The organism is Corynebacterium sp. CCUG 70398, from assembly GCF_024454055.1.
GTDB classification, from domain to species: Bacteria; Actinomycetota; Actinomycetes; order Mycobacteriales; family Mycobacteriaceae; genus Corynebacterium; species Corynebacterium genitalium.
This window is the reverse complement of sequence record NZ_JAGPYZ010000008.1, coordinates 113,663-139,408: the sequence shown is the minus strand read 5'-3', so window position 1 is coordinate 139,408 and position 25,746 is coordinate 113,663. Positions and strand designations below refer to the sequence as shown.

The window sequence follows — 25,746 nt, the reverse complement described above, 5'->3', positions numbered from 1 at the left end:
AGCCGACCGAGCCGACCGAGCCGACCGAGCCGACCGAGCCGACCGAGCCGACCGAGCCGACCGAGCCGACCGAGCCGGAGACGCCAGGGGAGGACAAGCCTGAAAAGCCGGGTAGCTCCGATGGCGAGAACAAGCTGTGGTGGCTGCTGCTCCTGGTTCCGGTAGTCCCTGCTCTGATCTGGCTGTTCGATAAGACCCCGGGCTCGTCGAACCCGACCCCGCCGGTTCCGGGTCAGCCGGGCGACAAGCCTGAGCCGAACCAGCCCGGTGAGCCGGGCCAGCCGGGTGACAACCCTAAGCCGGGCCAGCCCGGTACACCGGGACAGCCGGGTGACAAGCCTGAGCCGAACCAGCCTGGTTCCCCCGAGCAGCCGGTCAAGCCGGGTGCGCCGGGTGAGGGCCGCCAGCCGATCCAGTCTGTGCCGTCTGGTGCGACTGAGAAGGGCGACGATGTCGCTGACTTCATCGGCTAAGAGCTGAACGCTCATAAACTAAGAGCGGGTTGATGCGATCAAGCATCAGCCCGCTTTTTCATGCGCCGACTTCGGTTTCTAGCCAGACGGCGAAACGTCACGGAAGATCAAGACGCTACGTTCTACCTGTAGGAACAAGATATTATGCAAGGTCAAACTACTTAGTGGACCTAACAGCGAAGAACATATACCATTCCTGAGAGGGATTAAGGTTTCATCCCGAAGGTGGTCACTGCAGGGGGACAGTTCAACCAGTTCTCCTGGGTGCGAAGGTACGACGTGTGAAGAAAGAGAACATGAAAAAGCAGGTAGTTTCCCTGACCGTGGCGGCGGCGCTTGTCGCGCCGCTGGCAGTAATTCCCGCCCAGGCACAGGCGGACGTGCCGGTGCACATTCAGCGCACTGGTGGGCGTTTCAGCACTGACTATGATTTCCCCACGTTCGACTGGAGCGGCTGCGAGTGGGCCGTCCGCCAGACGGAGGGCAAGCTGAACTTCGGTGGCCCGCAGGCGGCGGACCCCGCTGACAACCGCGCGAAGTGGGTCAACGGCGCAACGCCTTTGCCCAACGGCGACCTGAAGATTCGCAACGAGGGCATCCGTGGCGGCGTGGAGATCAACGCTGTGGACTCCACCGGCTACGGCACCTACACGTTTGAGTACTCCGCTGATTTCAACGAGATGGATCCGCACAACGTGCTGGGCATCTTCCCGTATGACATGGCGGAGCTCGAGCTGAACAAGTACGACGAGGTGCACAAGAACTCCCACGGCTCCACTGAGATCGACTTCATCGAGATCAGCCGCTGGGGCGTGGTCAACCGCCCGCTTCCGCACGGCGGCGTGACGTACTACCCGGACACGGCTCAACGCCCGGACCGCATCAAGCCCGCTGAGTTCGACATCCCGGCCGGTCACCAGACCCTGCAGACCATTGCTGAGTGGGAGAAGGACTACCTGCGCGTGATCACGAAGACGAAGCAAGGCCAAGTGCTTTCCGACGTCACTTCCACCCACCGCGTCCCCCGCGACACCGGCACCCAGCAGCTGCGCATCAACTTGTGGACCAGCGGCGCCAACAGGAGCGAGCACAAGAACGCGGGTGCCGACGAGATCATCTTCCACGACTACAACTACTCCCCGCACATCGGTGCAGCCGCTCAGCAGCCCACCGACACCGACAAGGGCGCTGTCCCGCCGGCTCCCGAGGCAGACGCACCCGAGGTCGAGGCTGGCACAGTGCCGCCGGCACCGGCCGAAAATGCCCCTGAGGTAGAGGGCGGAGTAGTTCCTCCCGCACCGGAAGCTGATGCCCCCGAGGTGGAGGATGGTGCGGTCCGGCCGGCACCTGCACCGGAGGAAGCGCCGTCGAACTCCCCGGAGGCAGCTCCGTTGGAAAACGGTGCTCCTGAGGTTCAGCCCGAGTCCGAGCTCTTCGACCCTGAGCAGCAGGAGAAGCAGTCCAAGGAGGACAAGGCCGCTGAGAAGAGCAAGAACCGCAGCTCCGAGAGCAGCAGTAGCAGCAGCGAAGGTGTCTTCGCTCGCATCTGGCGCGGAATCCGCAGCTTCTTCGGGTTCTAGTCAGACACGGGTTCTATGGCACACCGTCGGCTACCACTGGTTGAAGCGCCGGCGGCGTGTCAGTCTTGACTAAAGGCGTCGTCCTGTGTAACGTCGCGAGCATGCAGGAGTCGTCCCTGAAAGGGGACGGCTCCGGCCCATTTCGGGGGTATTATTCAAGGTCCTGCAGGCCATAAGCCTTGGACTCGGGCCTTCACTACTGCTTGGGCCACACATATTCATATTCCAGAAGACTGTCCACTTCTGAGCAGATGTGTTCGACTTGAGATCTTGCCCAAGCATTGTTCATGGGGGCAGAGAACCGTCCCTTTTGGTAAAAATATGTACATATGTCGACCGCTTGCAATAGGCGGCTGTGGTCGGATGGGCCAAAATAGGCGGTATCAAAGATGTGGTCCAAGGCGACACTAATTTTACCCTTGAGTGCTTTTCCTCTCGCAGCTCGTAGGTTCGCACGAGAGTCATTAGCTGAGTGGTGCTCGTCTGCGAAAATGAGAGCGCGTTCATCGGAGTAGTTTTTGCGCATCTGTTTCTCTACTTCTTCGAGAATGTAACCCATGGTCTGCTGATGAAGTGGGAATGCCCTAGTTCCATACCGTGCTCGGTAGAGATTCTCGTCAATCGTGCGGGTGACAAAGATAGGCTTCTGCCTTTTGATGACCTGAACAATCTCGGAGAAGAGATCGAAACGATCGGCCATGGCGATTTGTCGCCAATGGCCTTTGCCGTGAAAAATCTCTACTGCGTGAAATTCTGATTGACTTGGAAGAACGGTTGAATAACGGCTGTGCAATTGGTCGCCGAGCTGATTGATCTCTTCCTCAACGTTTACGGCTTGCGCCGGACTGCACATCAGCGCGCCGAAAGTGTAGAAAGAGTCATCTGTAGTCTCTGATTCGTCTAAATAGCACAACCGGACCGAACGGTCTGCGTTTTTCCCCATAGTGCAATGCTACTGGCGAACTGGTTAGCTTTCCTGGTCGTGTCGGACAGAAAAGTCTACTGAAAAAAGGTCCCGGCGAGTTGCCGGGACCTTGCTTTAGATCCTAGTGCACTAGGGACTTAGATCTCGTATTCCGGGTGCGAGGCGGTGACCATGTCGTTCCATTCGACGACCTTCTTGCGCCCGCGGCCTTCGGCCTCGCCGAGGGCGCGTTCGTGGGCGTCGAGGTTGTGCCAGCCTTCCCAGGTGGTCGCGTTGACGTTCTTGGAGGCCAGCAGGTCCAGGATGTCCTGGGGGTCGCGCTTGTCGGTCAGTTCCAGGGAGCCGTTGCGGAAGTCGTCGATAAGCATTGTGGTGGTGTCCTTGGCGTCGGACTTGGTGTTGCCGATCAGCCCGATAGGGCCGCGCTTGATCCAGCCGGTGGCGTAGAGGCCGGGGACGATGTCGCCGCCGGGCTCGGTAAGCACGTGGCCTTCGTCGTTGGGGATGACGGGCTACGAATCCAACGCACTTGGCCCCAGTCGCCGCGGACGGATAGAGTGACTTCACCGCCTCAGCCCTGCCTCGATTGGTTTAGTTGCCTGCTTGCGCGATCCCGCGTAAGAACCGTCTTTTGCGCAGCTGGCGAGAGACAAACTCTGCGTAGGACCGTCGAAGCATGCGGTTGGCAGAAAACCACTAACTCAGCGTCGATCAACGGTACACCCGGCGCTGATCAAAGGTACTCACCGTGCGCGAGACCGATTTGCGAACGAGCGCGAGACGCGCTTGCGAACCGGTTTCGGATCAGGATTTTGCAATCCCGTACGCTCGTAAAAATCGCTGGGAAGAGGCTCGCCGGTTTGCTGACTCGCCTTAACCGCGAGCTTCGCCCACTCTCGCTGCCGATCTACTTTAGTCATTTTCGAAGTCATCATCGGCCTCCTTGTCGGTGCCCCCATTATCGTTGTTTGACCCGGCAATGGCTAGCTCCTGGATGATCTTCTTCTCCGTGCGCGTCGTCAGCGGGCTCTCGAGCAAAATGTTCAGATGGAACATGCCTAAGTGGAACGATTGGTCATCTTTCTCGCGAATCAGGTCGGTTGCCCACGTGTAGCGTTTCCACCATTCGGCGCGAGCGTCGCTCACGGTCTTTTGGTGAATTGTCAAAATTAGTCCTGAGAAGCCCAGGAAAGCTACGAGCAGCTGTCCTGCCCGCAGCCAGATATCTATTTGGTCCACGTTTTACCCCCTGTCTCCACTGACTTTAGCTGAGATAGGGTGGGCACTGGACAGACGAAAGTGAGGCCACGCTACCGTGACCTCACTTAGAGAGTTTCGGCGCAGACCCCTAGATCTCGTACTCCGGGTGCGATGCGGTGACCATGTCGTTCCATTCGACGACCTTCTTGCGCTCGCGGCCTTCGGCCTCGCCAAGGGCGCGTTCGTGGGCGTCGAGGTTGTGCCAGCCTTCCCACGTGGTCGCGTTGACACCCTTGGAGGCGAGCAGGTCCAGGATGTCCTGGGGGTCGCGCTTGTCGGTCAGTTCCAGGGAGCCGTTGCGGAAGTCGTCGATAAGCATCGTGGTGGTGTCCTTGGCATCGGACTTGGTGTTGCCGATCAGCCCGACGGGGCCGCGCTTGATCCAGCCGGTGGCGTACAGGCCGGGGACGATGTCGCCGCCGAACTCGGTAAGCACGTGGCCTTCGTCGTTGGGGATCACGGCCTTGTAGTCGTCGAAGGGAACACCGTTGACAGCGTCGGAACGGTAGCCGACTGCGCGGTAGACCGCCTGGACATCCCAGGTCGTGGTCTCGCCGGTGGTGGTCACGCCACCGTTTCCGTCGAGCTCCGTGCGTTCGGTGACAAAGCCGGTGACCTTGCCGTCCTCGCCGATGATCTCCACCGGTGATTCGAAGAAGTGAATGAACAACTTGTGCGGGGCGCCCTTCGGGTCGCGCATCGCGTAACCCTCAAGGGTCTGGCAGATCAGGTCGACGGATTTGGAGTCGCGGCGGGCTTGCTCGGACGCTTCGTCGTAGTCGATGTCCTCCGGGTCCACAATGACCTCAATGGTGGGGGAGTGGTCCAGCTCCTTGAGCTCCAGCGGGCTGAACTTCGCCTGCGCCGGGCCGCGGCGGCCGAAGATGTGAATCTCCTTCGCGGCGGAGCGGCCCAAGTTCTCATAAACGTTGTCCGGGATCTCGGTGACGTGGAGCTCGTCTGCAGTCTTGGCCAGCACGCGCGCAATATCCAGGGCGACGTTGCCCACGCCGACAATGGCGATCTTCTCTGCGGTTAAGTCCCAGTCGCGGGTGAAGTCCGGGTTGCCGTCGTAAAAACCGACGAACTCGGCGGCGCCGTGGTGGCCGTCAAGCTCCGCGCCCGGGATGTTCAGGTCGCGGTCGGCGACAGCGCCGGTAGCGAAGATGACAGCGTCGTAGTACTCCTGCAGCTCCTCGACAGTGATGTCCGTGCCTACGTCGACGTTGCCCAGCAGGCGGATCTCCGGCTTGTCCATCACGTTGTGCAGGGACTTGACAATGCCCTTGATGCGCGGGTGGTCCGGCGCCACGCCGTAGCGGATCAGGCCGAACGGTGCGGGCATGCGCTCGAAGATGTCTACCTTCACGTCTACGCCGGACTGGGCGAGGTCAGACTTGATCAGCAGGTCGGAGGCGTAGATGCCGGCCGGGCCGGAGCCGACGACGGCGACGCGGAGGGAATCCTGGGGAGTGCTCATAGAAACTGCTGTGTCCTTCTCGGGGGTGATAGTGATGGATAGTTATTAGTACCTGCCATTGTAGCGGTTTGGCTAATAATACCTAGACCGCTCGTTCTATTACATTCGTACTGAGTGGTGCGGGGGATGGGACGTCGAAAAGCAACGAGCGGGGGCTCGCGGCGTGCGCACGTGAATTGCTGCTGCGCGATAAGTGTGAATCACGTTTCACCTGCGGACTTTTTCAGGCACGCGCCCATGGCCGTGGCTACACTGGTGACCAATGTCGCGCGCGGCGACGACTGCGCGACGGCTCACAACGCACGTCAAATGTGCACAACCCACGCGAAAGGATCCCCATGGCTAACAGGTCCGTTTTGATCACCACGGTAGGCCGCACCCTCGACGGCATCGACGTAGATGCGCTGGCTCAGGAATCCAACCTGACCGCCGTGCGTCTCAGCGAGCACGAGGCTGATGTTTCCGCCGTCGTGTCCGCAGACCTGCTGTCCGCAGGCGACTCCCTGATCGTCGGTACCGGCGACTACAACTACGACGCTGACGCCGCATCCGCGCTGGGCGTTCCCGTGCTCGTCGTCGCTGCCGCCGAGGAAGTCGCAGAACTGGCGAAGAAACGCATCGATGAGCTCGGTGCCACCGTCGCCGCCGTGGTGGCCGATGTTGACGCTGCTGCCATCAACACCGCACTGACCACCGAGACCGAGCAGGTCATGTCCGCAGCCGTGTTTGAGAACTGGCTGCTCAATCGTGCCAAAGAGAAGCGCTCCCACATCGTCCTGCCGGAGGGCGAGGATGACCGCATTCTCGAGGCCGCTGACCAACTCCTCGCGCAGGACGTTGCCGACATCACCATCCTGGGTGACAGCGACGATATCGCCCGCCGCGCTGACAGCAAGGGCCTGAACCTATCCAAGGCGAACATCATTGACCACCTCAACTCCGAGCTGCTGGAAGAGTTCGCCGCAGACTTCGCCGAGCTGCGCAAGAAGAAGGGCATCTCCATCGAGGAGGCCCGCGAGACCATGAAGGACATCTCCTACTTCGCCACCATGATGGTCCACAAGGGGCTGGCAGACGGCATGGTATCCGGTGCCGCGCACACCACCGCGCACACTATTAAGCCGTCCTTCCAGATCATCAAGACCGCTCCAGGCGCGACCGTGGTGTCCTCGATCTTCCTCATGGTCATGCGCGGCCGCCTCTGGGCCTTCGGCGACTGCGCCGTGAACCCGAACCCGACCGCGGAGCAGATCGGCGAGATCGCTGCCGTCTCCGCGCAGACCGCCGCCCAGTTCGGCATCGACCCGAAGGTCGCCGTGCTGTCCTACTCCACCGGCACCTCCGGCTCCGGCCCGGACGTTGACCGCGCTGTTGAGGCCACCGCGAAGGCGAAGGAGCTCGCTCCGGACGTGGCCATCGACGGCCCGCTGCAGTTCGACGCCGCATGCGACCCGGGCGTGGGCAAGAAGAAGGCGCCGGATTCCCCGGTCGCCGGTGAAGCCAACGTGTTCATCTTCCCGGACCTCGAGGCAGGCAACGCCGGCTACAAGATAGCTCAGCGCACCGCCGGCGCGCTCGCTGTCGGCCCGATTCTGCAGGGCCTGAACAAGCCGGTCAACGACCTGTCCCGTGGCGCGACCGTCCCGGACATTGTCAACACCGTCGCAATCACCGCTATCCAGGCACAAGGAGCACACTAACTCATGGCATACGTACTCGTTCTCAACTCCGGGTCCTCCTCGATCAAATTCCAGATCGTCGACCCGACCGCCTCCGCCGCAGACACCCCGTTCGTCTCCGGCTTGGTTGAGCAGATCGGTGAACCCAGCGGCCACATCAAGATCAAGATCGAGGGTCGTGCGGTAGAGTCCTCCATGCCGATCCGCGACCACCGCGGCGGCTTGCAGCTGGCCATCGCCATGCTGGATGCCAACGGCGCTGGCCCGACCCAGGTGGAGATCATCGCCGTGGGTCACCGCATCGTGCACGGTGGTCAGACCTTCAGCGAGCCAGTGCTTATCGACGACACTGTGGTCGAGCAGATCCGCGACCTCATTCCACTGGCCCCGCTGCACAACCCCGCCAACATTGACGGCATCGAGGTGGCACGCGCACTGCTGCCGAACATTCCGCACATCGGTGTGTTCGACACCGGCTTCTTCAACCACCTGCCGGCCAACGCCGCCACCTACGCCATTGACGCGGAGGTGGCCAAGGAGCAGAAGATCCGCCGCTACGGCTTCCACGGCACCTCCCACGAGTTCATCGCGTCCCAGGTCCCGGACCTGATTGGCAAGCCCCTCGAGGAGACTAACCAGATCGTGCTGCACCTGGGCAACGGTGCGTCCGTCTCCGCTGTGCGTGGCGGCCAGCCGATCGACACCACCATGGGCCTCACCCCGCTCGAAGGCCTGGTCATGGGTACCCGCTCCGGCGACATCGACCCGGGTGTCATCTTCCACCTCTACCGCCAGGCCGGCATGAGCATTGACGAGATCGATAACCTGCTCAACCGCGGCTCCGGCGTGAAGGGCATCGCCGGTGTCAACGACTTCCGCGAGCTGCACACCATGATCGAGGAAGGCTCCGCCGAGGCGAAACTGGCTTACGACGTCTACATTCACCGTCTGCGCCGCTACATCGGTGCCTACATGATCGCCCTGGGCCGTGTTGACGCCATCACCTTCACCGCCGGTGTCGGCGAGAACGACTCTCAGGCTCGTGCCGACGCGCTGGCAAATCTCGAGGGCTTCGGCGTGAAGCTAGATGAGGCGAAGAATGCCGAGAGCGGCGACGCCCGTATCATCTCCACCGACGACTCCGCTACCAAGGTCCTCGTGGTTCCGACGAACGAGGAGCTGGCCATCGCCCAGAAGTCCGCGCAGATCGCGCAAGGGGCTTAAGCGGCTGGGGCGCTTACGCCCCCGGGCAAGACAAAACCCACGGCGGGCAGTTCATGCGAACGGTTCCCAGCCGTGGGTTTTGTGGTGTTCTTCAGGTGTGCGGATCAGTCCCCGCGTCAGCTGCACTGACGGCGAAGAGGAGGTCGCCCTCCACAGGCATGGGCTGGATGGCGCGCAGTTGCGCGAAGTCCATGGATGGGGGCTGAGACGCGATCACGGACCACAAAGGCTGGCCTGCGGACGAGTCTCCTCCGCTATCAGTGCGAGCTCTTCAGGAGAGGCCGTGCTTGTTCAAGCCGGACTTGACCACGTTGCGCATCAGCGCGAGGTTGGTCTGGTCCGAGAACGCAGCCACGTACACGAAGAGGTTGTTGTCCAGCATCTTGATCAGGTGGAACTGGTCGTTCAGGGTAAGCAGCATGTCCTGCAGGTTAGTGCGAGAGATGCTCAAAGCGTCCATTGCCTTGAACTTGGACTTGACCATCTCAGAGTTGTAGGCCGCTGCGACGTCAAGGTCGAAGTTCGGGTAACGGGAGTTGGTGGCCAGGGACATGCCGGTGTCCAGGTCGACGATCGATGCGCCGATGAAGCCGCCGAGGTCGCTGGCGATCTCATTGAGGTAGTTGTTCAGAGTTTCTTGGTGGGACATGTTCTTCCTATCTGTTTGTACTTGCGGGAAATCCAATCGAGAAAGTTAGCACTCAACTTGGAGGAAACCCAATACTGAAAGTAACTCCTGGTTTTCCACATCAAGCAGAAAAGTCACTTTACTTCTCTGTAGGTTACATTATTATCGGCAATCTAGGGAGTGTCGCACAGCGATTTGGAAGAAATAGGGTAAAGCGGCTACCCCTATGATGACGCGACAACAAATGTTAGGTTGAGAAAGCAAGGAGATAAATGCCGTGGAAGAGTACGCAGGCGTTCACCGGCGTCAAACTGGTGACGTGAACCGACCGCGCCGCGCTACCAAAGTAGAGCAGCCGTGGGAGAAGGAAGCCCTGGTCGGATCTTATGTCGACCGTGAGGTCGTTTTCTTAGGGCCCGTGGGAGTAGGAAAGACGACCGCGATCTCTACTCTGTCGACGCTTGCGCCCGTTCAAACGGAGGTGTACGCAGCAGCATCGGATGACTTCTACGTGCACACTAAAACGACGACCACCGTGGGCATCGATTTCGGAATGTGGCACCGTCCCGACGGCCGCACCATCGGCCTCTACGGAACCCCTGGGCAGGAACGCTTCCAGGCCGCCCGCGGGCCGGCGATGAACCCGGAGGCCGGGTTGGTTCTCTGGCTGTTCGGCTACGAGCACCTGCTTGAAGACCAGGTTAGTGAGTGGATCATGGCTATCCACGACATGAAGGCGACGAACCGCGTCGTCGTCGCGGTGAACTTCAAAGAGCCGGGCCAGCCTGATCCGGTGACCGAGTTGCGCCACCTCATCCCGGCATTCGGTTTCCCCGATGTGCCGATCATGTCCGCTGATCCCCGCAAGGCGGGCGACGTAGCGGCTGTTGTGGACGCAGCCTTGAACCGAGTGGGAGCCACAGCATGACGTTCACCCAGCACTACGCACCTTATCCCTTGACCTCCGATGCGAATTCCATGAGCGAACCGAACCCTTACTTGAATAACCGCCGCTTTCCCGGCGACAATAACGTTGTGAACCCCGACGCGAATTTCTACCGAAACGTGGACGCTAATGCCCGAATAGCGGACGCGGACATAGTAGATGCCGAAATCGCAGACGACGATACGGCTGGCGTCGACGAGTGGTCCACCCAGATTGGACGCCACCGTCGCGTGCGCGGCACAGATTTTTCCACCAGCGACTTGGCAAAGGCGTGCTTGCCGATCATGTCGAATCTGCGCAACGAGGTGCCCGGTGTGCACTCGGTGGTCCTCGGCACCGGTGACGGCCTGCATGTGTGCTCCATCGGCTTGAAAGACGGCATCGACGCATCGCGTATCACGGCGCTCAACTCGTCGATGTTCGGTGTGGCCGCCGCCCACGCAAAGGTCATTGACCCGGTCTTGGGTGATGAGCACAGCACCAGCGTCATCGTTGAGCTCCCCGGTGACAACCTCATGGCACTGGTGAGGATCGAGCACGAGCCGATCGGCCACCTGGTCATGGGCATTTTCGCCACCGACACCCAGCTGGGCATGCTGACCCACCACGCGCGCAGCTTCGGTAAGCGGCTCGGTGAGTGGCTGAGGGAGATTTAACCCCGGCTAAAACCAGGTTGCCGGCCGCACCTGGTTCGCCGTGTCCACCAGTGCATACCGGTGGCGGGCAAACGGTGCGCGCCGGGCTTGCTCTCGCAGGGTAATGGCAAGGCCGCGGCGGAGGCCGTGGATGGTGAAGTCATACTCGAACAATTGGTTGCGCGATGCCGCCTCGAGGACGTCCTGCTCAATCAGGTAAGTCAGGCCGGCGCGCAGTACAGCGATCTTGATCTGCAACAGCCGCGGTTCGTTGGTCGGGATCTCCTCCAAGCGCCGGGCCGCGCGGCGAATGCGCGACTCGGTCAGGTCCCCGCTGACCAGATATAAAATCGTGGTCAGTTTGGCCATCCGGTGGTGGCGCGAGGACATCGGCACCTTATCCAGGGCAGCCACGGCCATTTCCACTTCGCCTTCGAAGATGAGCTGGCGCGCGAGCCCGAACGCGGACGACACAGTGGTCTGGTTCGCCGCCCACACCAGGGCGTACAGGCGCATTGCATTGAGTCGCAGCGTCTCCGGTTTTTGCGAGATGTGCGACCAGTTCGGCGTGATGTCGCCATCCTTCTCCAGCCGGACAAAGTAGGAGTCCGGCAACTCGCCTAAGTCGGATCGGATGGAGGCGAGGTGGCGGGACAAGGTGGCGTCGATAAGCTGCTGCTGTTGCAGGCCAGCTTCCTGCAATAACAGCTCATCGACGGCTGCGAGCGCGAGTTTGGGCGCGGCCTCGCCCGGCACGATGTCGAGGACTTGCGCGAAATCGCGCTGCGCTGCCACGAAGTCGCCGTGGACGAGTTCAGTGACGCCGCTGTACCAGTGGAAACGCCAGTCTTCGCGGAGCCGCTCGTTGAGTTGGGAGAGCCAGTGGCGCGCTTGCGTGGTCAGGCCCAAGTCGAGCATCGCGCGGACGACACCGAAGGGAATCTCGGCGGAGTGCTCGTACTCCGGGGTCTGCATTGCTTGGCGCAGCGTCTCCAGGGTTTCCTGCGGCTCGGCGTAGGAGGAACCGGTGAGCATGCCCGCACCGACATCGCTGCGGTCAATCAGGGGCGTGGGCAGCGCGGATACGACTTCGGACGGGGTGATTTCGGCGGTGCGGTCGATGCCGTCGATAAGCTGATCGGTCCGGAAGACCAGGTGCTTGGTGCCGAATGTCGTACGTTGCGGCGAGAACAGCGAATGCTGCTGCGGGAAGTAGAGACCGTCGCGCACGGCGAGCACCTCGCGCAACACCCCGAGGAGCTGGACTTGAAGCTCACCCACGCTGGAGAAACGTTGCGCCGGGTCGGGGTCGCAGCAGCGCACGAGCAGTCGGTAGAGCGAAATGTGGCGGCGCAGCGTCGGCGATTGCGTGGGCGTGGGCAGCTCCATCGTGAGCACGCCGTTTTCCTTCGGCAGGTCCAAAATGAGTGCGGCGAGCGTGCGGCCAATGGTGTAAATATCGCTGGTGATGCTCGGGCCCTGGCTCGCGACCTCCGGAGCCTGGTAGCCCTTCGTTCCGTAGATGTAGCCGTACGCGCCGATGCCGCTGACCGCGCCCAGATCAATCAGTTTCACCTGGTCCTCGGCCACAATGATGTTGTCCGGCTTCAGGTCGTTGTACACCACCCCGCGCGCGTGCAGGTACCCCAGCGCGGGGAGCACCTCCAGGATGTACGCGATTGCCAGGTCGATGGGGAGGAGGTGATTGCGCTGCTCATTGCGTCTTTCGCGTAACGACGGCCCACCCACAAACTCCATCACAATGAACCCACCGGAAACACGCGGATCGTCGATAAAGTTGAAAATCTTCACAATCCCCGGGTGCGTGATGTCTGCCAGGAATTCGCGCTCCGCCGCGGCAGCAGCCGTCTCGTCGACGCTCTTTTCCGCCTGCATGCCCTTGAGCACCACCACGCGGCCGGCGACGTGGTGGTCCTGCGCCAAGTAAATCCAGCCCATGCCGCCGTGGGCGATCACACCCTGGATCTCGTACTGGCCGGCCACGACATCGCCGGGGTGCAGCTGCGGTTCCGGGATGCCCTTGTTCACCACGGCGTTCGTCGGATCCTTGATCGCATCCTTCGGGTCCGTCGGCGGGATCCACGGCAGCTCCACCATGCCGTCGGCCACTGTGCGGCCCTTGCGCTTTGTCGCGCGGCGCTCCATGAACGTCTCCAGCGCTTGCCTGCGCGACCTTTCCGACGTGCTCTTCTGCAGCTCCTGCAGCTGCGCATTCGTGAGACCGGCCGGGCCGGTGCTGGATGAGCCGGTGAAACTCGGACCGGAGGCGGCAGCCGTAGCTGCTGCGGTGGCTGGATCCGTGCCGGGGCCGGTGGTCGGGCCGGTCGCCCCGCTGTCGCCGCTGCGCAGCTTGTCCAAGTCCTTGAGAATGCCCTCGAACTCGCCGGTGCCGGAGTAGGGGTCGAAGTCCTCTCCCCACTCGTCATCATCAGCATCGTCGTCGGCGAAGGGGTCGAAGGCGACGGCGCTGGTGCTTTCGGTATCATCCGGATCGCGGTCTTCTGTGCCCAAGCCGTCAGCGGACGGGTCGAATTTCACCGCGTGGGTTTTGGCGGGGGAAAGCGGCTCGGGGTGCTCGGCGCGCTCGGTCGGCTCGGGGTGCTCAGCGCGCTCGGTCGGCTCGGGTGCGTCAGTCATTCTCAACCTCCGTGTCAGCCGGTGCGTCCGGCTCGGTGGGGTCCTCCGGGCGGTATCGCAGAGCGGGGGCGGACCGGCTGGCGATGTGGGGGCCGAGCCAGTCGTCGAAGATGCGGTTCCAGGTGCCGTCGTCACGCACGCGCTCTAACGTGGAATTGACCTGGCGGGTCAGCCCGTCGTAGCCCTTGGGGATGCCGATGGCGTACTGCTGCTCCGCCACAGCCTCACCGGTGACCGTGGTCAGCGGGTCTTGGGCGGCGGCGCCGGCGAGGATGGTTTCGTCGCCAAGAATGAACCCGGCCTGGAACTGCTGCATCGCCATGAGGCAGTCGGTCCACGTGCGCGTGCGCAGAACCTCCTGTTTGGGGAAGGTGCTGCGCGCCATGTCGACCACGTTGGAACCGTCGGCAACGCACACGCGCTCATCGCCGACATCCTCCACGGACTCGATCCCGGAGGCCGCGGGCACGAGCATGCGTACGGACGAATCCAGGTACGGCACCGAAAAATCCACCTTCTCCGCCCGCTCGCGCGTGATCGACATCGTGCGGATCACCACATCCACCTGCCCGCTTTGCAGAGCTTCGGTACGCATGGTGGATTCCACGAAACGGAAGTCGACTTTGTCGGGGTCGCCGAAAATGTCGCGGGCGATCTCGCGTGCCAAGTCGACTTCGAAGCCGCGCAACTCACCGGTGGCGTTGTCGCGGAAGCTGAGCAGGTACTGCGATTGGTCCACACCCACGATGAGGCGGCCGCGCTTGACGATGTCCGGCACACGCTCCTCCGGTTTCTTGTCATCCGGACGCAGCGAGCCCTCCCACTCGAAGGTCGTTGTCGCCGACTCCGGCTCAAGGCCAGGGATGTCGATGTCCGCGCCGGGCGGCAGCGGAACGTCATCATGAACCGTGTCGGGCGCCGGCAGCGGAGGCGGTGGGGGAGCAGGGGTGCACGCAGTGAGCGCGCCCAGCGCGGCGAGCACCGAGACACTGAAGACCTTCCGCGCGCCCATCACATGTACTCCTGCATCCGTGGACGGATTCCGAACCACATCGCGATCACAGCCGCGAACACGAGCAGCATCACACCCGGCGCCACGGCGCGCGAGGCAGACAGGCCGTCATTGATGTCCGCGCGGAGATCTTCGCGGGAGGAGGAGATGAGGTCGGTCAAGGAGTCGTCGAGAAGCGAAAAAGCGCTCGCGGCACTGTCCTCATCGCTTGTCGACGCCGCAATGTCCACCGCCCGCTCATAATCACCCGACTGCAGCGCGTTCATCATGCGGGTGTGGGCCCGGCGCCACTCGCTCAGCGCGGTGCGGGCTGTGTCGACCTCGCCGGCGTTGTCCTCATTCTCGATCGCGTCGAGCGCGTCGCGGACCTCTTCGACGGTCGCCGCCATGGGCGAACCCTCCGATGAGCGGCGGGTCAGTAGCGTCAATGTCTCGTTCGTGCGCGTCTCCTGGGCGGAGATGCGTGCGCCGGTGAGCTGCTCGAACGGGCCAGCTGCGGCTTCGAACTCGCGTGTGCCGGCGTGCCACGCGGCGATGTTGGACACGCCCACCCACACGACTGCAATCAGCAGGAATGCCGTGGCGACGAGGAAACCGCGGTTGAGGCGGCGGCGGAACATCCGCCACAGCGCCCACTGCGCAGCCAGCAGGGCCAGCACAGCGATGAGGAGGCCGGACAGCGGGCCGAACTGCAGCGTGGACAAGCGCTTCATCTCGCCGCCGAGCTGCGCGCGGGTGAGCTGCAGAATCTCCTCGGCGCTGACCAGCATCTCCTCGCGCATCATCGTGCTGGCCTGCGTCATGTACGCCACGCCGAGCGGGTTGCCGGTGCGCTGGTTCGCCTGGGCGCGCTCCATCAGGCCGGTGTACTGGGGCAGGAGGCGCTGGATTTCGCGGACGTGGTTTTGGACGTCGGTGCTGTCGTCGACACGCGTTTCCACGCTGCCGCGCAGCACATCGTCCGCCGCTATGACCGCCTCATCGATCGCCGCCATGTACTCGCGGTGCGATTCCGCGTCCTGCAGACCGGGCTGCACGAACGATGTAGTGGCCAGCGTGTCCGCCTGGCTCAGGCTCGTGTACAGGATGTGCGCCGAGTTGCTCATCGGCTCCGTGGCGGTGAGCATTCCGTCGAGGGCCGATTCGCGGTTCGCACTGGATTGGCTCATCAGGTAGCCGGTGCCTAGCAGCAGGAGAGTCAGCGCCACCATCATCGCGATCAGCCGGCCCAGCGTGGTGAGCAGGAACCCCCACGCTTCCACGACCCAGCGCCCGGTGCCGCCGAACGAGTCGTAGATCTTGTCCCGGAAGCCGCTGAAACCGGTGCGTGGCGGGGCCTCCTCCAGTGAGTCCAGCCAGGCGTCCTCGTTCTGCTCCGGCAGCACCGGGTCTTTGCGGCTTTTGCGGGGAGTGAAGCGGGGAAGGCGGCGTTTTTCGGCTTTTTCTTGCATCGCGACGTCAGCGTCGGCAGCGAACTCCGCTGCCTCCTCTGAACGCTCCCGTACCGCCATTGCCCCAGAATAGCGCCCCGCACGCCCCCACGGCGGCAACCACACTGGTGGCATCTGGTTACACTGGCCCACATGGAAGGCGACGGAAACGGATGGGTTGACGGCCCCGGCGGTAAGCCGGTGTGGGGCAAGCACGGCGCGGCGGGCCTGTTCCTCCGCGCCGGGGACGCGGTGCTGCTGCAACACCGTGCGCACTGGGTTGCCGACGGCGGTACGTGGGCCCTGCCCGGCGGCGCCCGCGACTCCCACGAGACCGTCGAACAGGCAGCGCTGCGCGAAACGGTGGAGGAGTGCGGCGTGGACACCTCGCTCATCGAGGTCGAGCAAGCCATCGTCACCGCCGGCGAAGACCCCGGCTGGACTTACACGACCGTGCTGGCCCACACGACCACCGGCGGACCGATTCCCCTCGAGCCCAACGCGGAATCTATGGAGTTGCGTTGGGTTCCGCTGAATGAAATCCGTCAGTTTCCGCTTCATGCGGGGTTCGAGTCGTCGTTAAGCGTGCTTCTATGGCACGCTAAAGCGCATGATTGAAGTCTCTCACCTGACTAAAGAGTACGGTCAGGTCCGTGCGGTCGACGACCTCACATTCGCAGTCGAACCGGGGGTGGTCACCGGCTTCCTCGGGCCGAACGGCGCAGGTAAATCCACCACAATGCGGATGATCCTCGGCCTGGATGAGCCGACGTCAGGCACCGCGCTTATCGACGGCTCCCCCTACCGCTCCCTCCGCGACCCCCTGCGCAAGGTCGGCGCCTTGCTGGATGCGAAGGCGATTCACCCGAACCGCTCGGCGCGCAACTCGCTGCTGTGGCAGGCGCAGGCGTCCGGGATTCCGGCGTCCCGTGTTGACGAGGTGCTTGACCTCGTCGGTCTGACCAGCGTCGCCGGGAAGAAAGCCGGCGGGTTCTCGCTGGGTATGGGGCAGCGCCTCGGCATCGCGGCGGCGATGCTCGGCGACCCCGAGTACCTCATTCTTGACGAGCCCGTCAACGGCCTCGACCCCGAAGGCATCCGCTGGGTGCGTAAACTGCTGCGCCGCTTCGCCGCCGAAGGACGCACCGTGCTCGTGTCCTCGCACCTGCTGGCCGAGATGGCGCAGACCGCGGACCGGCTCGTAGTGATCGGCAAGGGGCGGCTGGTCGCCTCCGGCTCCGTGAACGACTTCATCAAGGAGAACTCCGCCGTCACCACCGTCATCCGCTCCCCGCACCTGGCCGAGTTCTCCGCCGCCCTAAGCAGCGAGGGTGTCGAGTTCCACCAGGCTGCCGACCCTGATGGCCGCCCCGTGCTGGAGATCCCCGGACGGTCGTCCGAGGAGATGGGCCAGCTGGCCTTCTCCGTCGGCGTGATGGTCACCGAGCTCACCGAGCGCCGCGCCTCCCTCGAGGACGCCTACATCCGCCGCACTGAAGGGGCGGTGGAGTACCAGGCGGCGCCGGGGGCGGTTGTGCCGCAGGGTGCTGGCGCTGGTGCTGGTTCGCCGGGTGTTGGCGCTGGTGCGCCGGATCGTGGTGCCGTGCCTGGTGCTGGTGCTGCACCTGCGCGGCCCTCGCAGCCTGCGCCGCGTGAGCCGCATGACCGTACCCGTAGAGGAGGCACCCACCGTGCTTAAGACCATGCTTTCGGAGTGGACAAAGCTCCGCACCACCGCTTCTTTCTGGTGGACCTCTGGCTTGGCGCTGTTGTTCTCGATTGCTTGGGCTGTGCTCATGGCCAGCCTGGACAACCCCGACAGCCCGACATATGGCGGCGCTTCTGCCATCATGGGATTCAATTCCTTCGGCCTGATGACGCTGTTGATCCAGGCCATCATGGTGGTCACCACCGAGTACCGGTTCAAGGTGAACTCGACGAACTACACACTGACGCCGCAGCGATGGCAGGTCGGCCTGGCGAAGCTGCTCGTGTACGGCATTTTCGCAGCGATCTTCTCCGTGGTGGCGATCTTGCTGTGCTTCATTGTCGGCGACCTCATCGCCGCCAACCCGATCGAGTGGTGGGACAACCCCTTCGTCCGCCGGTCGCTGTGGGTCATCCCGCTCACCACGTTCATGGCGGTCATGCTCGTCCAGGGCATTGGCTGGATCGTCCGCGCCACCGCCGGCGCGCTGGCCATCTACCTTGGTTGGCAGCTTGTGCTGGAGCCGGCGCTGGCCATGATCCCGAGGGTCGGCCGCAACATCCAGACCTACGCCCCGTTCATGAACTTGCAGTTCTTCACGGCGAACATGAACAACCCGGGTCCGGATCCGCTCGACACGGCAGGTGCCCTTCCGTTGTGGCAGTCGTTCGTGCTCTTCGCAGTATGGGCGGTTGTTCTCTACGTGATCGGGCTGATCCTGCTGGAGAAGCGCGACGCCTAGTTCTCTCGCTGAAGCGCTGAGCGCTTGTAAGGCCGGTCCCAGACGGGGCCGGCTTTTTTCTTTGGGGCCCTGGGGCCTGGCTCGCGTCTGTTTTCCGGTTCACTCGGGCCGGTAGCCCCGCTTCTACATTTTTAGTATCGCCCTTCACCAAGTTCGAAGAAATCCGACCTGCGGAAACGCGGTAGAAATTCACTAGAAGGCGATACTAAAAATGTATTCCGTCGGAGACCCTCGGGATCTCACCGCCGCCACGTCGCCCGCACCCAATAGAACCCGCCACTGTCAACCCCTTCGCTCACCGCAGTGCGCACAACTGGGAACTCCACCCCGAATCTATCCACAGGTCAGTAGTGACACGTCATCAAAAACAGTGGTTCTCCACAGAGCGGGGAGCACGCGATAGACGGCCGGCTGGATTCGGTGCACCGTAGCGGTATGCACGCAGACTTGCCCATGCTCAACCAGCTCCTCATACCCATCGGTCACAAGACCCCGCCCGCGCTGCAAGCTCGTTTCGATTCGGGCGATCTCTACCGCCTTGCAAGCCGCCGGGCGGTTCAAACCCAGAAACTGGTGAACCTCAAGGAGCATCAGCGCCGCATTCTTTTCGCTTTGGCTGTGGGGCAGTCGGCCCGCTCGTCGTACTTGATTGGCGAGTCCGCTGCCGCCCTCCACGGCATATGGTTGCTGCAGAACAGCCGAGCGCGGGTGGAGTTGGCGACGCGCAGTGGGGCACTCCCTCCCCGAAAGCAGTGGCCGCGTGGCAGTGTGTTCCGGAAAGTCAAGACCAGCCCGGATGGCATTGTCACGCTTCTGGGCGTCGACCTTCTGGACCCAGTTTCTACCTGGCTCGATATCGCGTGCACTCAGGGTTTTGAGGCCGGCTTGGTCGCAGCGGACTACCTACTTGCGAATGGTTTCGAAAGCGTCGAGTTAATGGACAAGCTTGTCGACGCTAGCCCCTGCCGCGGCATCTGCATCGCACGGGACAGTCTGGAGCATGCGATCGACAACTCCCAATCCGCTGGCGAGAGTTTCGCCCGCGCCCTTCTCATCCAAGCGGACATCGGCCCGTTGACTCCGCAGGCACAGGTCCTCGGCCCCTATAGCGTGGATTTACTCATCGGTGAGTGGCTCATTGTCGAGGTGGATGGCGACGTGAAGTACAAAGACGATCCGGTCACAGCAACGGAGCGTGAACGCACTCGCCAGAAGCGGATCGAGCGGCTCGGCTATCGGTTCTTGCGCTATAATCCATCGGAGATTGAGGAGGATCCCGCCGGTTTCATCGCGGAGGTGCGCCGTGCTCTTGCGCAGGTTGCTTAGCTGTCTATTGCAGCGCCGAGGTCAGCTTCATCACGTTGTCGATGTACCTGCGCGACCACGGCCGCTTCTTCCACTCGTCGAGCGTGAGCTGCCGGGACACGGACAGGTACGCGGAGGCGAGCTCGCAGAGGTCGGTGATCAGCGGCCCTTGCAGGATGAACAGGCTGTTTTCGTAGTTCAGCGAGAACGAGCGCATGTCCATGTTGGACGAGCCCATGATCGCGATCTCATTCAGGTGCGCGGCGTCGGGCGCCCGTTGCACATTTCCGCTTGTCGACGCCTCCGACCCAGCACCCCCCTCATGCCCCGCATGGTCGGCCCCACTCGTAGCGGCGTGAGCTTCGACCGATGCGCCGCGCGGCAGGTCAGCCGATTCTGTAGGGGTTTTGGCAACATCCCCCGCCCGGGCAGTGCCTGGCTTTGGCTCGCCTGCGTCCGGATAGGTCAGCGCGACGGGGTCCGCGATGGCGAACTTGGTGTGCAGCACGTAGGGGGCGGGGAACTGCCAGATGTGCACGCCGGCTTCCAGAAGCTGCTGGTAGTAGGCGGATTGAGCGTGGTTGACCATGAACTGGTCGGCTTTCTCGCCGACGAGGAGGTCGACGCGCACGCCGCGGTAGCAGGCGGTCGTGATGGCTTCGAGCATGGAATCGTCGGGCACGAAGTAGGGGGAGCAGAGAATGAGCCGGTGGCGGGCGTGGTGGATCAAGGTGTTGAACATCCGCAGGTTCGGCTCGGTGGTGTAACCGGGGCCGGAGGGGATGAGCTGGAGGACGTTCTGGTCTTCGAGGGTGGCGGGGTCCGGGTCGTGCGGGGCGGAGATCTCGAGGATCTCGCCGGCTTCGGTGTACCAATCGACGGCGAACATGGACTCGAGCGAGGCGACGATCGGCCCGGTGAGCTCCACAAACGCATCGACCCATTGGCGGCCGTGCTTGACGTGGCCGGGCATGAGGTACGTCCGGTCGATGAGGTTGAACGACCCCATGAACGCGACCTCATCATCAATGACCATGAGTTTGCGGTGGTTGCGCAGGTCCGGCCGGCGGAATTTGCCGCGCAGCGGCTGCAGCGGCAGCATCATGTGCCACTCGATCCCAGCCTCCGTCATCCGCCGTTTGAATGTGCGGAAGTCGGGGTACTTCCAGGAGCCGATGTGGTCGAACAGAACCCGGACTTTCACGCCGCGCGCGACTGCCCGCTCCATCGCCTCCCACACTTGCCCGGTCGTCTTGTCCCAGGCCATGGCATAAATCTCGACGTGCACGTGCGAGGTCGCCCCGTCGATCGCCGACGCCAGCCGCCGCATTGTCGCCGAATAGTCGGACCAGAGGTGCTTGACGTGGCCGTCCAGCGCTGGGAAGCCCGTCAAGGTCCGGTTGAGGTGGGCCATCGTCGCCACCTCGCCGGATACTGATGCGGCGGAGGGGTAGTCGGGGAAGGAGGTGTGGACGTCGTTAAGCATCGCGTTGGCCTCCCGCTGAATGCGGTGACGCCGCCGCGACAGAAATGTCGAGCCGAGGAAGAAATAAATCGGCAGCCCGAGGAACGGAATGAGCAGGATGACCAGCAGCCACGCGTTCGCGCTGGACGGTTTGCGGTTTTCCGGGATGACGCCGATGACGGCGAATTTAATGGTGTAGTCAATCACCATCAGTACGAGTTGCCACGTGGCGAGGCTCATCGGACCTCATCCAACTGCAGCCGCGTCAGGTCGTAATCCACGACGACGGGTGCGTGGTCGCTCGCGCCCTTGCCCTCACGCTCATGCGTATCGACGAATCCAGCCCCCTCCAACCCCGACAACTGGAAATCAATGAGCATCCCCTCGCCCTTTTGGAAGCGCATGCCCTTGTAATCCCAGTAGGAGTAGGGCTCGGGGTGGGTGGCCTGGTTCAGGCCGGCCTCGAGCAGGGCTTCGAAGGCGGCGCGCTCCGGCTCGGTGACGTGGGTTTTGCCCTCAAAGAAGGCGCGGTCCCAGACGTCTTTGTCGGTCGGGGCGATGTTGTAGTCGCCGCAGAAGACCTGGGGCGTGGAGGGGTCGATCTGCTCGGCGAGGCGCCAGAGGAACTCGAGTTTGTAGTCGTAGTGGCGGTCGCCGATCTCGCGGCCGTTGGGGACGTAGAGGCTCCACACTTCGACGCCGCCGCAGGTCGCGGCGACGGCGCGGGCCTCGCGGTCCTGCGGGGCGTCGGGGTCCTTGTTGAAGCCTGGCTGGCCGTCGAACCCGTCGCGCACGTTCTCGAGCCCGACGCGGGAGATGATCGCCACACCGTTCCACTGGTGGTAGCCGACGTGCGCGACATCGTACCCCGCGGCCTCAAACGCCGAGTAGGGGAACTTGTCGTCGGAGCATTTCGTTTCCTGCATGGCCAGGACGTCGACATCATTGCGCTCCAGAAAGGCGACGGCCCGGTCGATCCGGGTACGTACCGAGTTGATGTTCCATGTAGCTACTCGCATGCGATCTACCCTAGCCGGGCGTAGCGGTGGCGGTGGTGCTCGGTGAAGCCCAGCTTGTCGTAAAGGCCGATGCCAGCGTCGTTGGTCGCGAGCACTTGGAGGTACGCCGCGTCCGCATCGCGCTGCGCACCCCACTCCAGCATGCGCCCACCCAGCAGCGTGCCCAGCCCGCGTCTGCGGTACTCCGGCGCGACTTCGACTGCGGAATACCCCAGCCAAGCGCGGCCGTCATCGGACTCGGTGATCGTGCCGCGGGTGACCGCGACGACGTTGCCCTGCGTGTCGAGGAGGGAGCCGAACCCCATCTCCCCCTCAATCCCGTCACGCAACTCTGCCAGGGCTTCCGGCGGCAACGGTTGGCCGCGGAAGTGGTACATCGACAGCCAGTCGTCGGAGGGCTGGGAGTCGATGCGGAAGGTGAACCCGCTGGCCAGCGCGCCGGGCTCGGTCTCCGCGTCTTCGCCGGCGAGCTCGCGCGTCATCGTGATGATCTCCGGCCCGAGCTCCCAGCCCGCACCACCCGCACCCTGCTCGCGTGCGACCAAGTCGGCCGCCGGCTTGCCGATGCGCTCCGGAATCAACAACTGCACCGGCATCCCCCGCTCGGCATAGAACGCAGTGATCTCGGCGAGCGGGACCGGTTGAAAACCAGCCGAATGCCCGATCGGGGTGGCTGAGTTGGAGCGTTCGGCGATGGAGGAACCGGAGCGGGTGAGCCAGCCGTCGATAAGCGTGCGCTCTTGGCCGGGGAACGCGCGGGCGTACGCGGTTTCGACGGCGCGGATGTCGGAATTGCGGATGCGGCGCGGGCTGAGGCGGCGGATGACCAGGATGTCCTCGGCGGGGATGGTCAGCGCGGCGGCGTCAGACGGCAGGCCGCCGACTTTCTGGGGGCGGATGACCAGCGGGTCGAGCGCCTCGATGTGGCCGATGACATCGGTGGCGTGGTTGCCGAAGCGGCGGCGCACCACCACCCGGTCGCCCGGGGAGAGGGGTTCAGCGCGGAACACTAGTGCTCTTCTAGTGCCCGAACGGGTCCTCGTCGGTGCCCGGCAGCCACGTGTTGCCGGCCTCACTCCACCCGTTCGCCTTCACCGCGCGCTTCGCCTCGCGCTTGTACCGGCCGGTGAGAACGTCCAGGTACACGTACCCGTCGAGGTGGCCGACCTCGTGCTGCAGGCAGCGCGCGAAGAAACCGGTGCCCTCGACCTCGACCGGGTCGCCGTTCTCGTCGAGGCCGGTGACCTTCGCCCACTCGGCACGCGCCGTCGGGAAAGACTCGCCGGGGACGGAAAGGCAACCTTCGTCGTCTTCGCCGTCGTCCTTTGGCATGGTCTTCGGGATCTCGCTGGTCTCCAGCACCGGATTGATCACCGTGCCGCGGCGCATCGTATCGCCATCTGGGCAGTGGTACACGAACAAGCGCTTATTCACGCCGATCTGATTCGCGGCCAGCCCCACGCCGTTCGCCGCGTCCATCGTCTCGTGCATGTCGGCGATGAGCTCTTTGAGCTCCGCGACCGGCTCAGTGACAGGCTCGGTCGGCGTGTGCAGGACGGGGTCACCGTGTATGACAATCGGTCGGATCATGGCGACCAGTATAGTTTCGCGCATGGACCCCACCGACCTGACCATCCTCGACTTCGCGGACCGCGCGCCCCGCAGCCTCGGCGCGCGCGAAGAAGCCATCCGGGTTGAGCTGGGCATGTCGCCGTTCAGGTACTACCAAAAGCTCAACACGCTTATCGACGACCCCACCGCCCTCTCCCACAACCCCCAACTCATCCGCAGACTCCAGAGGCTGCGCGACGCCCGCGCCCTCGGCCGCGACGCAGGGTAGGGGTTCGCGGGCCTGGTTGGTGGGCCGGGCTGGTGTGGTGGTCTTGGCTGGCCCGCGCTGGCGAGCTCGCCTGGCCAGCCCTCGCAGTTCGCGCTGCAAAAGTTTACAAACCCGATTTCGGTTTGCTGCCTGAAAATGCTCTTACCTGCAGTGATATTTCCAGAGCGACATCGAGTTCGTCATCTTTTGCACAAGCGCCTACGGGGAACGCGTTCTACACTGTGTCTGAGCTGCGTTCGGGGTTTCAGTGGCAGTGTGTTGCGGAAAAGTTGACGAGCTCGAGGTGCCTGTATGACACCAAAACTCGCTCACCAGCTGTTTCGGTTCTAGGCGAAAATCGGGTTTGTCAACTTTTCTGCAAAGCGCATTGAAAGAGTCGGCGCGTCGCAAACCTTTCGAGACAAAAGAGACAACTAGGGTGACTGCTGTGACTAATGTGAACTCTGGTAAACCTGGCACCTTCGATCGTTCGTCGAACCTTTACTCCGACCGGTACGACGAAATTTCCGACGGCTCCTTCGGCGAAGCCTACGAGGAGTACTACGACACCCCTCTAGAACCGGACGCGCCGGCTACTCCGGCTGAGCGCGCATCTTCGGGCGGTAGGCACCGCCGCCGCGACGAGGACGATTATGACTTCGGCGCCTCGGCTGGAGCAGTAAGCGCGGCTGGCGCTGCTGGCACCGTTGGTGTAGCGGGTGCGAGCGCGTACACCAGCGGTGACCTCCACACCCGTGACGCTACTTACGGCGACACCGTTTATAGCGACCGCGGATACGGCAGCCGCGATTACGTCGATGATTACTCCGACGGCGAGTACGCCGAGGCAGAGTACCCGGAGGCAGAGTACGCAGACGGTTACGCTGCTGACGAGTACGTCGACCAGTACGAGGACGCGTATGACGATCGGACGGTGATGGTGCCGGCGGTGCGGGCGTCGAGAAGCGAAAGGGCAGGTAGCTCCGCTGTCGCCGCAGGCAGTGTGCCTAAGCGTGGTCTCGCGATGATCCTGATTGCCGTTGCCGCGCTGCTCGGACTGTGGGGCCTCTACGCGATGATGCAGAAGGATAATTCCGGTGACGTCGCGCAGGAGCAGGCGCCGGAGCAGGTGCAGAACGCGAACGGCCAGAACAGCTCGAACGTGCAGAGCGGCCACGACGGCAACGAGCTGGATCCGGCTGCGCAGAACGACAGCCGGCAGAACGCGAGTAACGACAGCGCCCAGACCAACCAGGCCGACAACCGCACTCCGGAAGGCGCTGCGCCGGCGGCCAGCGGCCAGGCGATGACGGCTGAGAACGAGACGATCAACGTCTACAACAACTCCACCGTCCCGAACCTCGCAGCCGAGGTGTCTGACCAGCTCAAGGGGCAGGGTGTGCAGGTCGGTGAGGTCGGCAACATTGGTGAGCAGCAGGCCGTCCTCGAGCAGAACACCGTCTTCTTCGACCCGGCGACCCCGGGTGCGGAGGAGCGGGCGCGGGTGCTGGCGGACCGGGTTGGGGGCGTCGCTAGGGCGAACGACCCGACCGTGCCGAGCGAAGCGAACAACCCTGGTTCCCTGACGCTGGTTCTGACCGGCCCGGTGAACCTCTAGCCGACAAAGTTCACGAAAACCGGCCTTGTGGCGGCGCCCGACCGCCCGAAAGGCCGGTTTTGTCGTTTTAGTATCGCCTTCTACTGAGTTCGCTAAGATCCGACCTGGGAAAATGCTGCTGAAATCCGCCAGAAGGCGGT

At 63.1% G+C, this 25,746-nt stretch carries 22 protein-coding genes and 2 pseudogenes; 12 read left to right on the top strand and 12 right to left on the bottom strand.

All coding sequences use genetic code 11. The features are described from left to right. Together KBX07_RS09695 and KBX07_RS09690 are read left to right on the top strand one after the other, a co-directional pair. Positions 1-473 (top strand): annotated as a pseudogene (locus KBX07_RS09695) (hypothetical protein); the annotation flags it as partial. A 296-nt stretch (positions 474-769) separates the two neighbouring features. After that, positions 770-2,053, top strand: coding sequence for a hypothetical protein (locus tag KBX07_RS09690; RefSeq protein ID WP_256023963.1), 1,284 nt, complete (start codon positions 770-772; stop codon positions 2,051-2,053). A 196-nt stretch (positions 2,054-2,249) separates the two neighbouring features. On the opposite strand, the gene KBX07_RS09685 is transcribed toward KBX07_RS09690, so the two are convergent. The 4 genes and pseudogenes from KBX07_RS09685 to KBX07_RS09670 all read right to left on the bottom strand — a co-directional run bounded on the left by KBX07_RS09685 (position 2,250) and on the right by KBX07_RS09670 (position 5,718). Beyond that, on the bottom strand, positions 2,250-2,996 hold the full coding sequence (locus tag KBX07_RS09685) for a DUF3800 domain-containing protein (protein ID WP_256023962.1): 747 nt from the start codon (positions 2,994-2,996) through the stop codon (positions 2,250-2,252). Between the two features lie 119 nt (positions 2,997-3,115). Continuing rightward, a pseudogene (locus KBX07_RS09680) lies at positions 3,116-3,487 on the bottom strand (pyridine nucleotide-disulfide oxidoreductase); the annotation flags it as partial. A gap of 403 nt (positions 3,488-3,890) precedes the next feature. Next, complete coding sequence (locus tag KBX07_RS09675) at positions 3,891-4,124, bottom strand: hypothetical protein (protein ID WP_256023960.1); 234 nt, start codon at positions 4,122-4,124, stop codon at positions 3,891-3,893. 202 nt (positions 4,125-4,326) lie between these two features. After that, positions 4,327-5,718 (bottom strand): FAD-dependent oxidoreductase, encoded by a 1,392-nt coding sequence (locus KBX07_RS09670; RefSeq protein ID WP_256023958.1) that lies wholly within the window; start codon positions 5,716-5,718, stop codon positions 4,327-4,329. Positions 5,719-6,056: 338 nt separating this feature from the next. On the opposite strand from KBX07_RS09670, the gene pta reads away from it, so the two are divergent. Further along, positions 6,057-7,418: a phosphate acetyltransferase gene (gene pta, locus KBX07_RS09665; RefSeq protein ID WP_005288366.1), complete on the top strand. Its 1,362-nt coding sequence runs from the start codon at positions 6,057-6,059 to the stop codon at positions 7,416-7,418. A gap of 3 nt (positions 7,419-7,421) precedes the next feature. After that, entirely contained in the window at positions 7,422-8,621 is a 1,200-nt protein-coding gene (locus tag KBX07_RS09660) for an acetate kinase (RefSeq protein ID WP_256004359.1), read from the top strand. Between the two features lie 271 nt (positions 8,622-8,892). Here the strand turns inward: KBX07_RS09660 and KBX07_RS09655 are convergent, their stop codons facing one another. Continuing rightward, complete coding sequence (locus tag KBX07_RS09655; protein WP_005288372.1) at positions 8,893-9,270, bottom strand: hypothetical protein; 378 nt, start codon at positions 9,268-9,270, stop codon at positions 8,893-8,895. 298 nt (positions 9,271-9,568) lie between these two features. Here KBX07_RS09655 and KBX07_RS09650 point away from each other — a divergent pair, with 298 nt between their 5' ends. Together KBX07_RS09650 and KBX07_RS09645 are read left to right on the top strand one after the other, a co-directional pair. Then, positions 9,569-10,177, top strand: coding sequence for a hypothetical protein (locus KBX07_RS09650; protein ID WP_156774804.1), 609 nt, complete (start codon positions 9,569-9,571; stop codon positions 10,175-10,177). Continuing rightward, positions 10,174-10,851 carry a roadblock/LC7 domain-containing protein gene (locus KBX07_RS09645; RefSeq protein ID WP_005288378.1) on the top strand — a complete coding sequence of 226 codons (678 nt, stop codon included), beginning with the start codon at positions 10,174-10,176 and terminating at the stop codon, positions 10,849-10,851. Before KBX07_RS09650 ends, KBX07_RS09645 begins: the two co-directional genes overlap by 4 nt. Before the next feature lie 6 nt (positions 10,852-10,857). Here the strand turns inward: KBX07_RS09645 and KBX07_RS09640 are convergent, their stop codons facing one another. The 3 genes from KBX07_RS09640 to KBX07_RS09630 are packed head-to-tail and all read right to left on the bottom strand — an operon-like array spanning position 10,858 to position 16,011. Further along, on the bottom strand, positions 10,858-13,488 hold the full coding sequence (locus KBX07_RS09640) for a serine/threonine protein kinase (protein ID WP_255998480.1): 2,631 nt from the start codon (positions 13,486-13,488) through the stop codon (positions 10,858-10,860). After that, positions 13,481-14,500 (bottom strand): glutamate ABC transporter substrate-binding protein, encoded by a 1,020-nt coding sequence (locus KBX07_RS09635; protein ID WP_255995636.1) that lies wholly within the window; start codon positions 14,498-14,500, stop codon positions 13,481-13,483. Before KBX07_RS09635 ends, KBX07_RS09640 begins: the two co-directional genes overlap by 8 nt. Next, entirely contained in the window at positions 14,500-16,011 is a 1,512-nt protein-coding gene (locus KBX07_RS09630; RefSeq protein ID WP_256023956.1) for a hypothetical protein, read from the bottom strand. Before KBX07_RS09630 ends, KBX07_RS09635 begins: the two co-directional genes overlap by 1 nt. Positions 16,012-16,083: 72 nt before the next feature. On the opposite strand from KBX07_RS09630, the gene KBX07_RS09625 reads away from it, so the two are divergent. The 4 genes from KBX07_RS09625 to KBX07_RS09610 all read left to right on the top strand — a co-directional run bounded on the left by KBX07_RS09625 (position 16,084) and on the right by KBX07_RS09610 (position 19,706). Next, positions 16,084-16,548, top strand: a complete 465-nt coding sequence (locus KBX07_RS09625) for an NUDIX domain-containing protein (protein WP_256023955.1) — start codon at positions 16,084-16,086, stop codon at positions 16,546-16,548. Continuing rightward, positions 16,541-17,629, top strand: a complete 1,089-nt coding sequence (locus KBX07_RS09620; RefSeq protein ID WP_256023953.1) for an ABC transporter ATP-binding protein — start codon at positions 16,541-16,543, stop codon at positions 17,627-17,629. Before KBX07_RS09625 ends, KBX07_RS09620 begins: the two co-directional genes overlap by 8 nt. Then, positions 17,622-18,380, top strand: a complete 759-nt coding sequence (locus KBX07_RS09615) for an ABC transporter permease (protein WP_255995632.1) — start codon at positions 17,622-17,624, stop codon at positions 18,378-18,380. Before KBX07_RS09620 ends, KBX07_RS09615 begins: the two co-directional genes overlap by 8 nt. Positions 18,381-18,815: 435 nt before the next feature. Further along, on the top strand, positions 18,816-19,706 hold the full coding sequence (locus tag KBX07_RS09610; RefSeq protein WP_256023952.1) for an endonuclease domain-containing protein: 891 nt from the start codon (positions 18,816-18,818) through the stop codon (positions 19,704-19,706). Positions 19,707-19,710: 4 nt separating this feature from the next. Here the strand turns inward: KBX07_RS09610 and KBX07_RS09605 are convergent, their stop codons facing one another. Genes KBX07_RS09605 through KBX07_RS09590 form a run of 4 tightly spaced genes read right to left on the bottom strand, consistent with a single transcriptional unit; the run spans position 19,711 to position 23,759 of the window. Continuing rightward, positions 19,711-21,390, bottom strand: a complete 1,680-nt coding sequence (locus KBX07_RS09605; RefSeq protein ID WP_256023950.1) for a phospholipase D-like domain-containing protein — start codon at positions 21,388-21,390, stop codon at positions 19,711-19,713. Then, on the bottom strand, positions 21,387-22,169 hold the full coding sequence (locus tag KBX07_RS09600) for an exodeoxyribonuclease III (RefSeq protein ID WP_256023949.1): 783 nt from the start codon (positions 22,167-22,169) through the stop codon (positions 21,387-21,389). Before KBX07_RS09600 ends, KBX07_RS09605 begins: the two co-directional genes overlap by 4 nt. Before the next feature lie 5 nt (positions 22,170-22,174). Further along, complete coding sequence (locus KBX07_RS09595) at positions 22,175-23,179, bottom strand: GNAT family N-acetyltransferase (protein ID WP_256023948.1); 1,005 nt, start codon at positions 23,177-23,179, stop codon at positions 22,175-22,177. A 10-nt stretch (positions 23,180-23,189) separates the two neighbouring features. Continuing rightward, positions 23,190-23,759: a peptide deformylase gene (locus tag KBX07_RS09590; protein WP_256023947.1), complete on the bottom strand. Its 570-nt coding sequence runs from the start codon at positions 23,757-23,759 to the stop codon at positions 23,190-23,192. A 22-nt stretch (positions 23,760-23,781) separates the two neighbouring features. Between KBX07_RS09590 and KBX07_RS09585 the strand changes: the two genes are divergently transcribed. Beyond that, entirely contained in the window at positions 23,782-24,009 is a 228-nt protein-coding gene (locus KBX07_RS09585; protein WP_005288412.1) for a DUF3263 domain-containing protein, read from the top strand. 427 nt (positions 24,010-24,436) lie between these two features. Further along, positions 24,437-25,606 (top strand): LytR C-terminal domain-containing protein, encoded by a 1,170-nt coding sequence (locus KBX07_RS11465; protein WP_256004314.1) that lies wholly within the window; start codon positions 24,437-24,439, stop codon positions 25,604-25,606. The last annotated feature ends 140 nt before the right edge of the window (positions 25,607-25,746 follow it).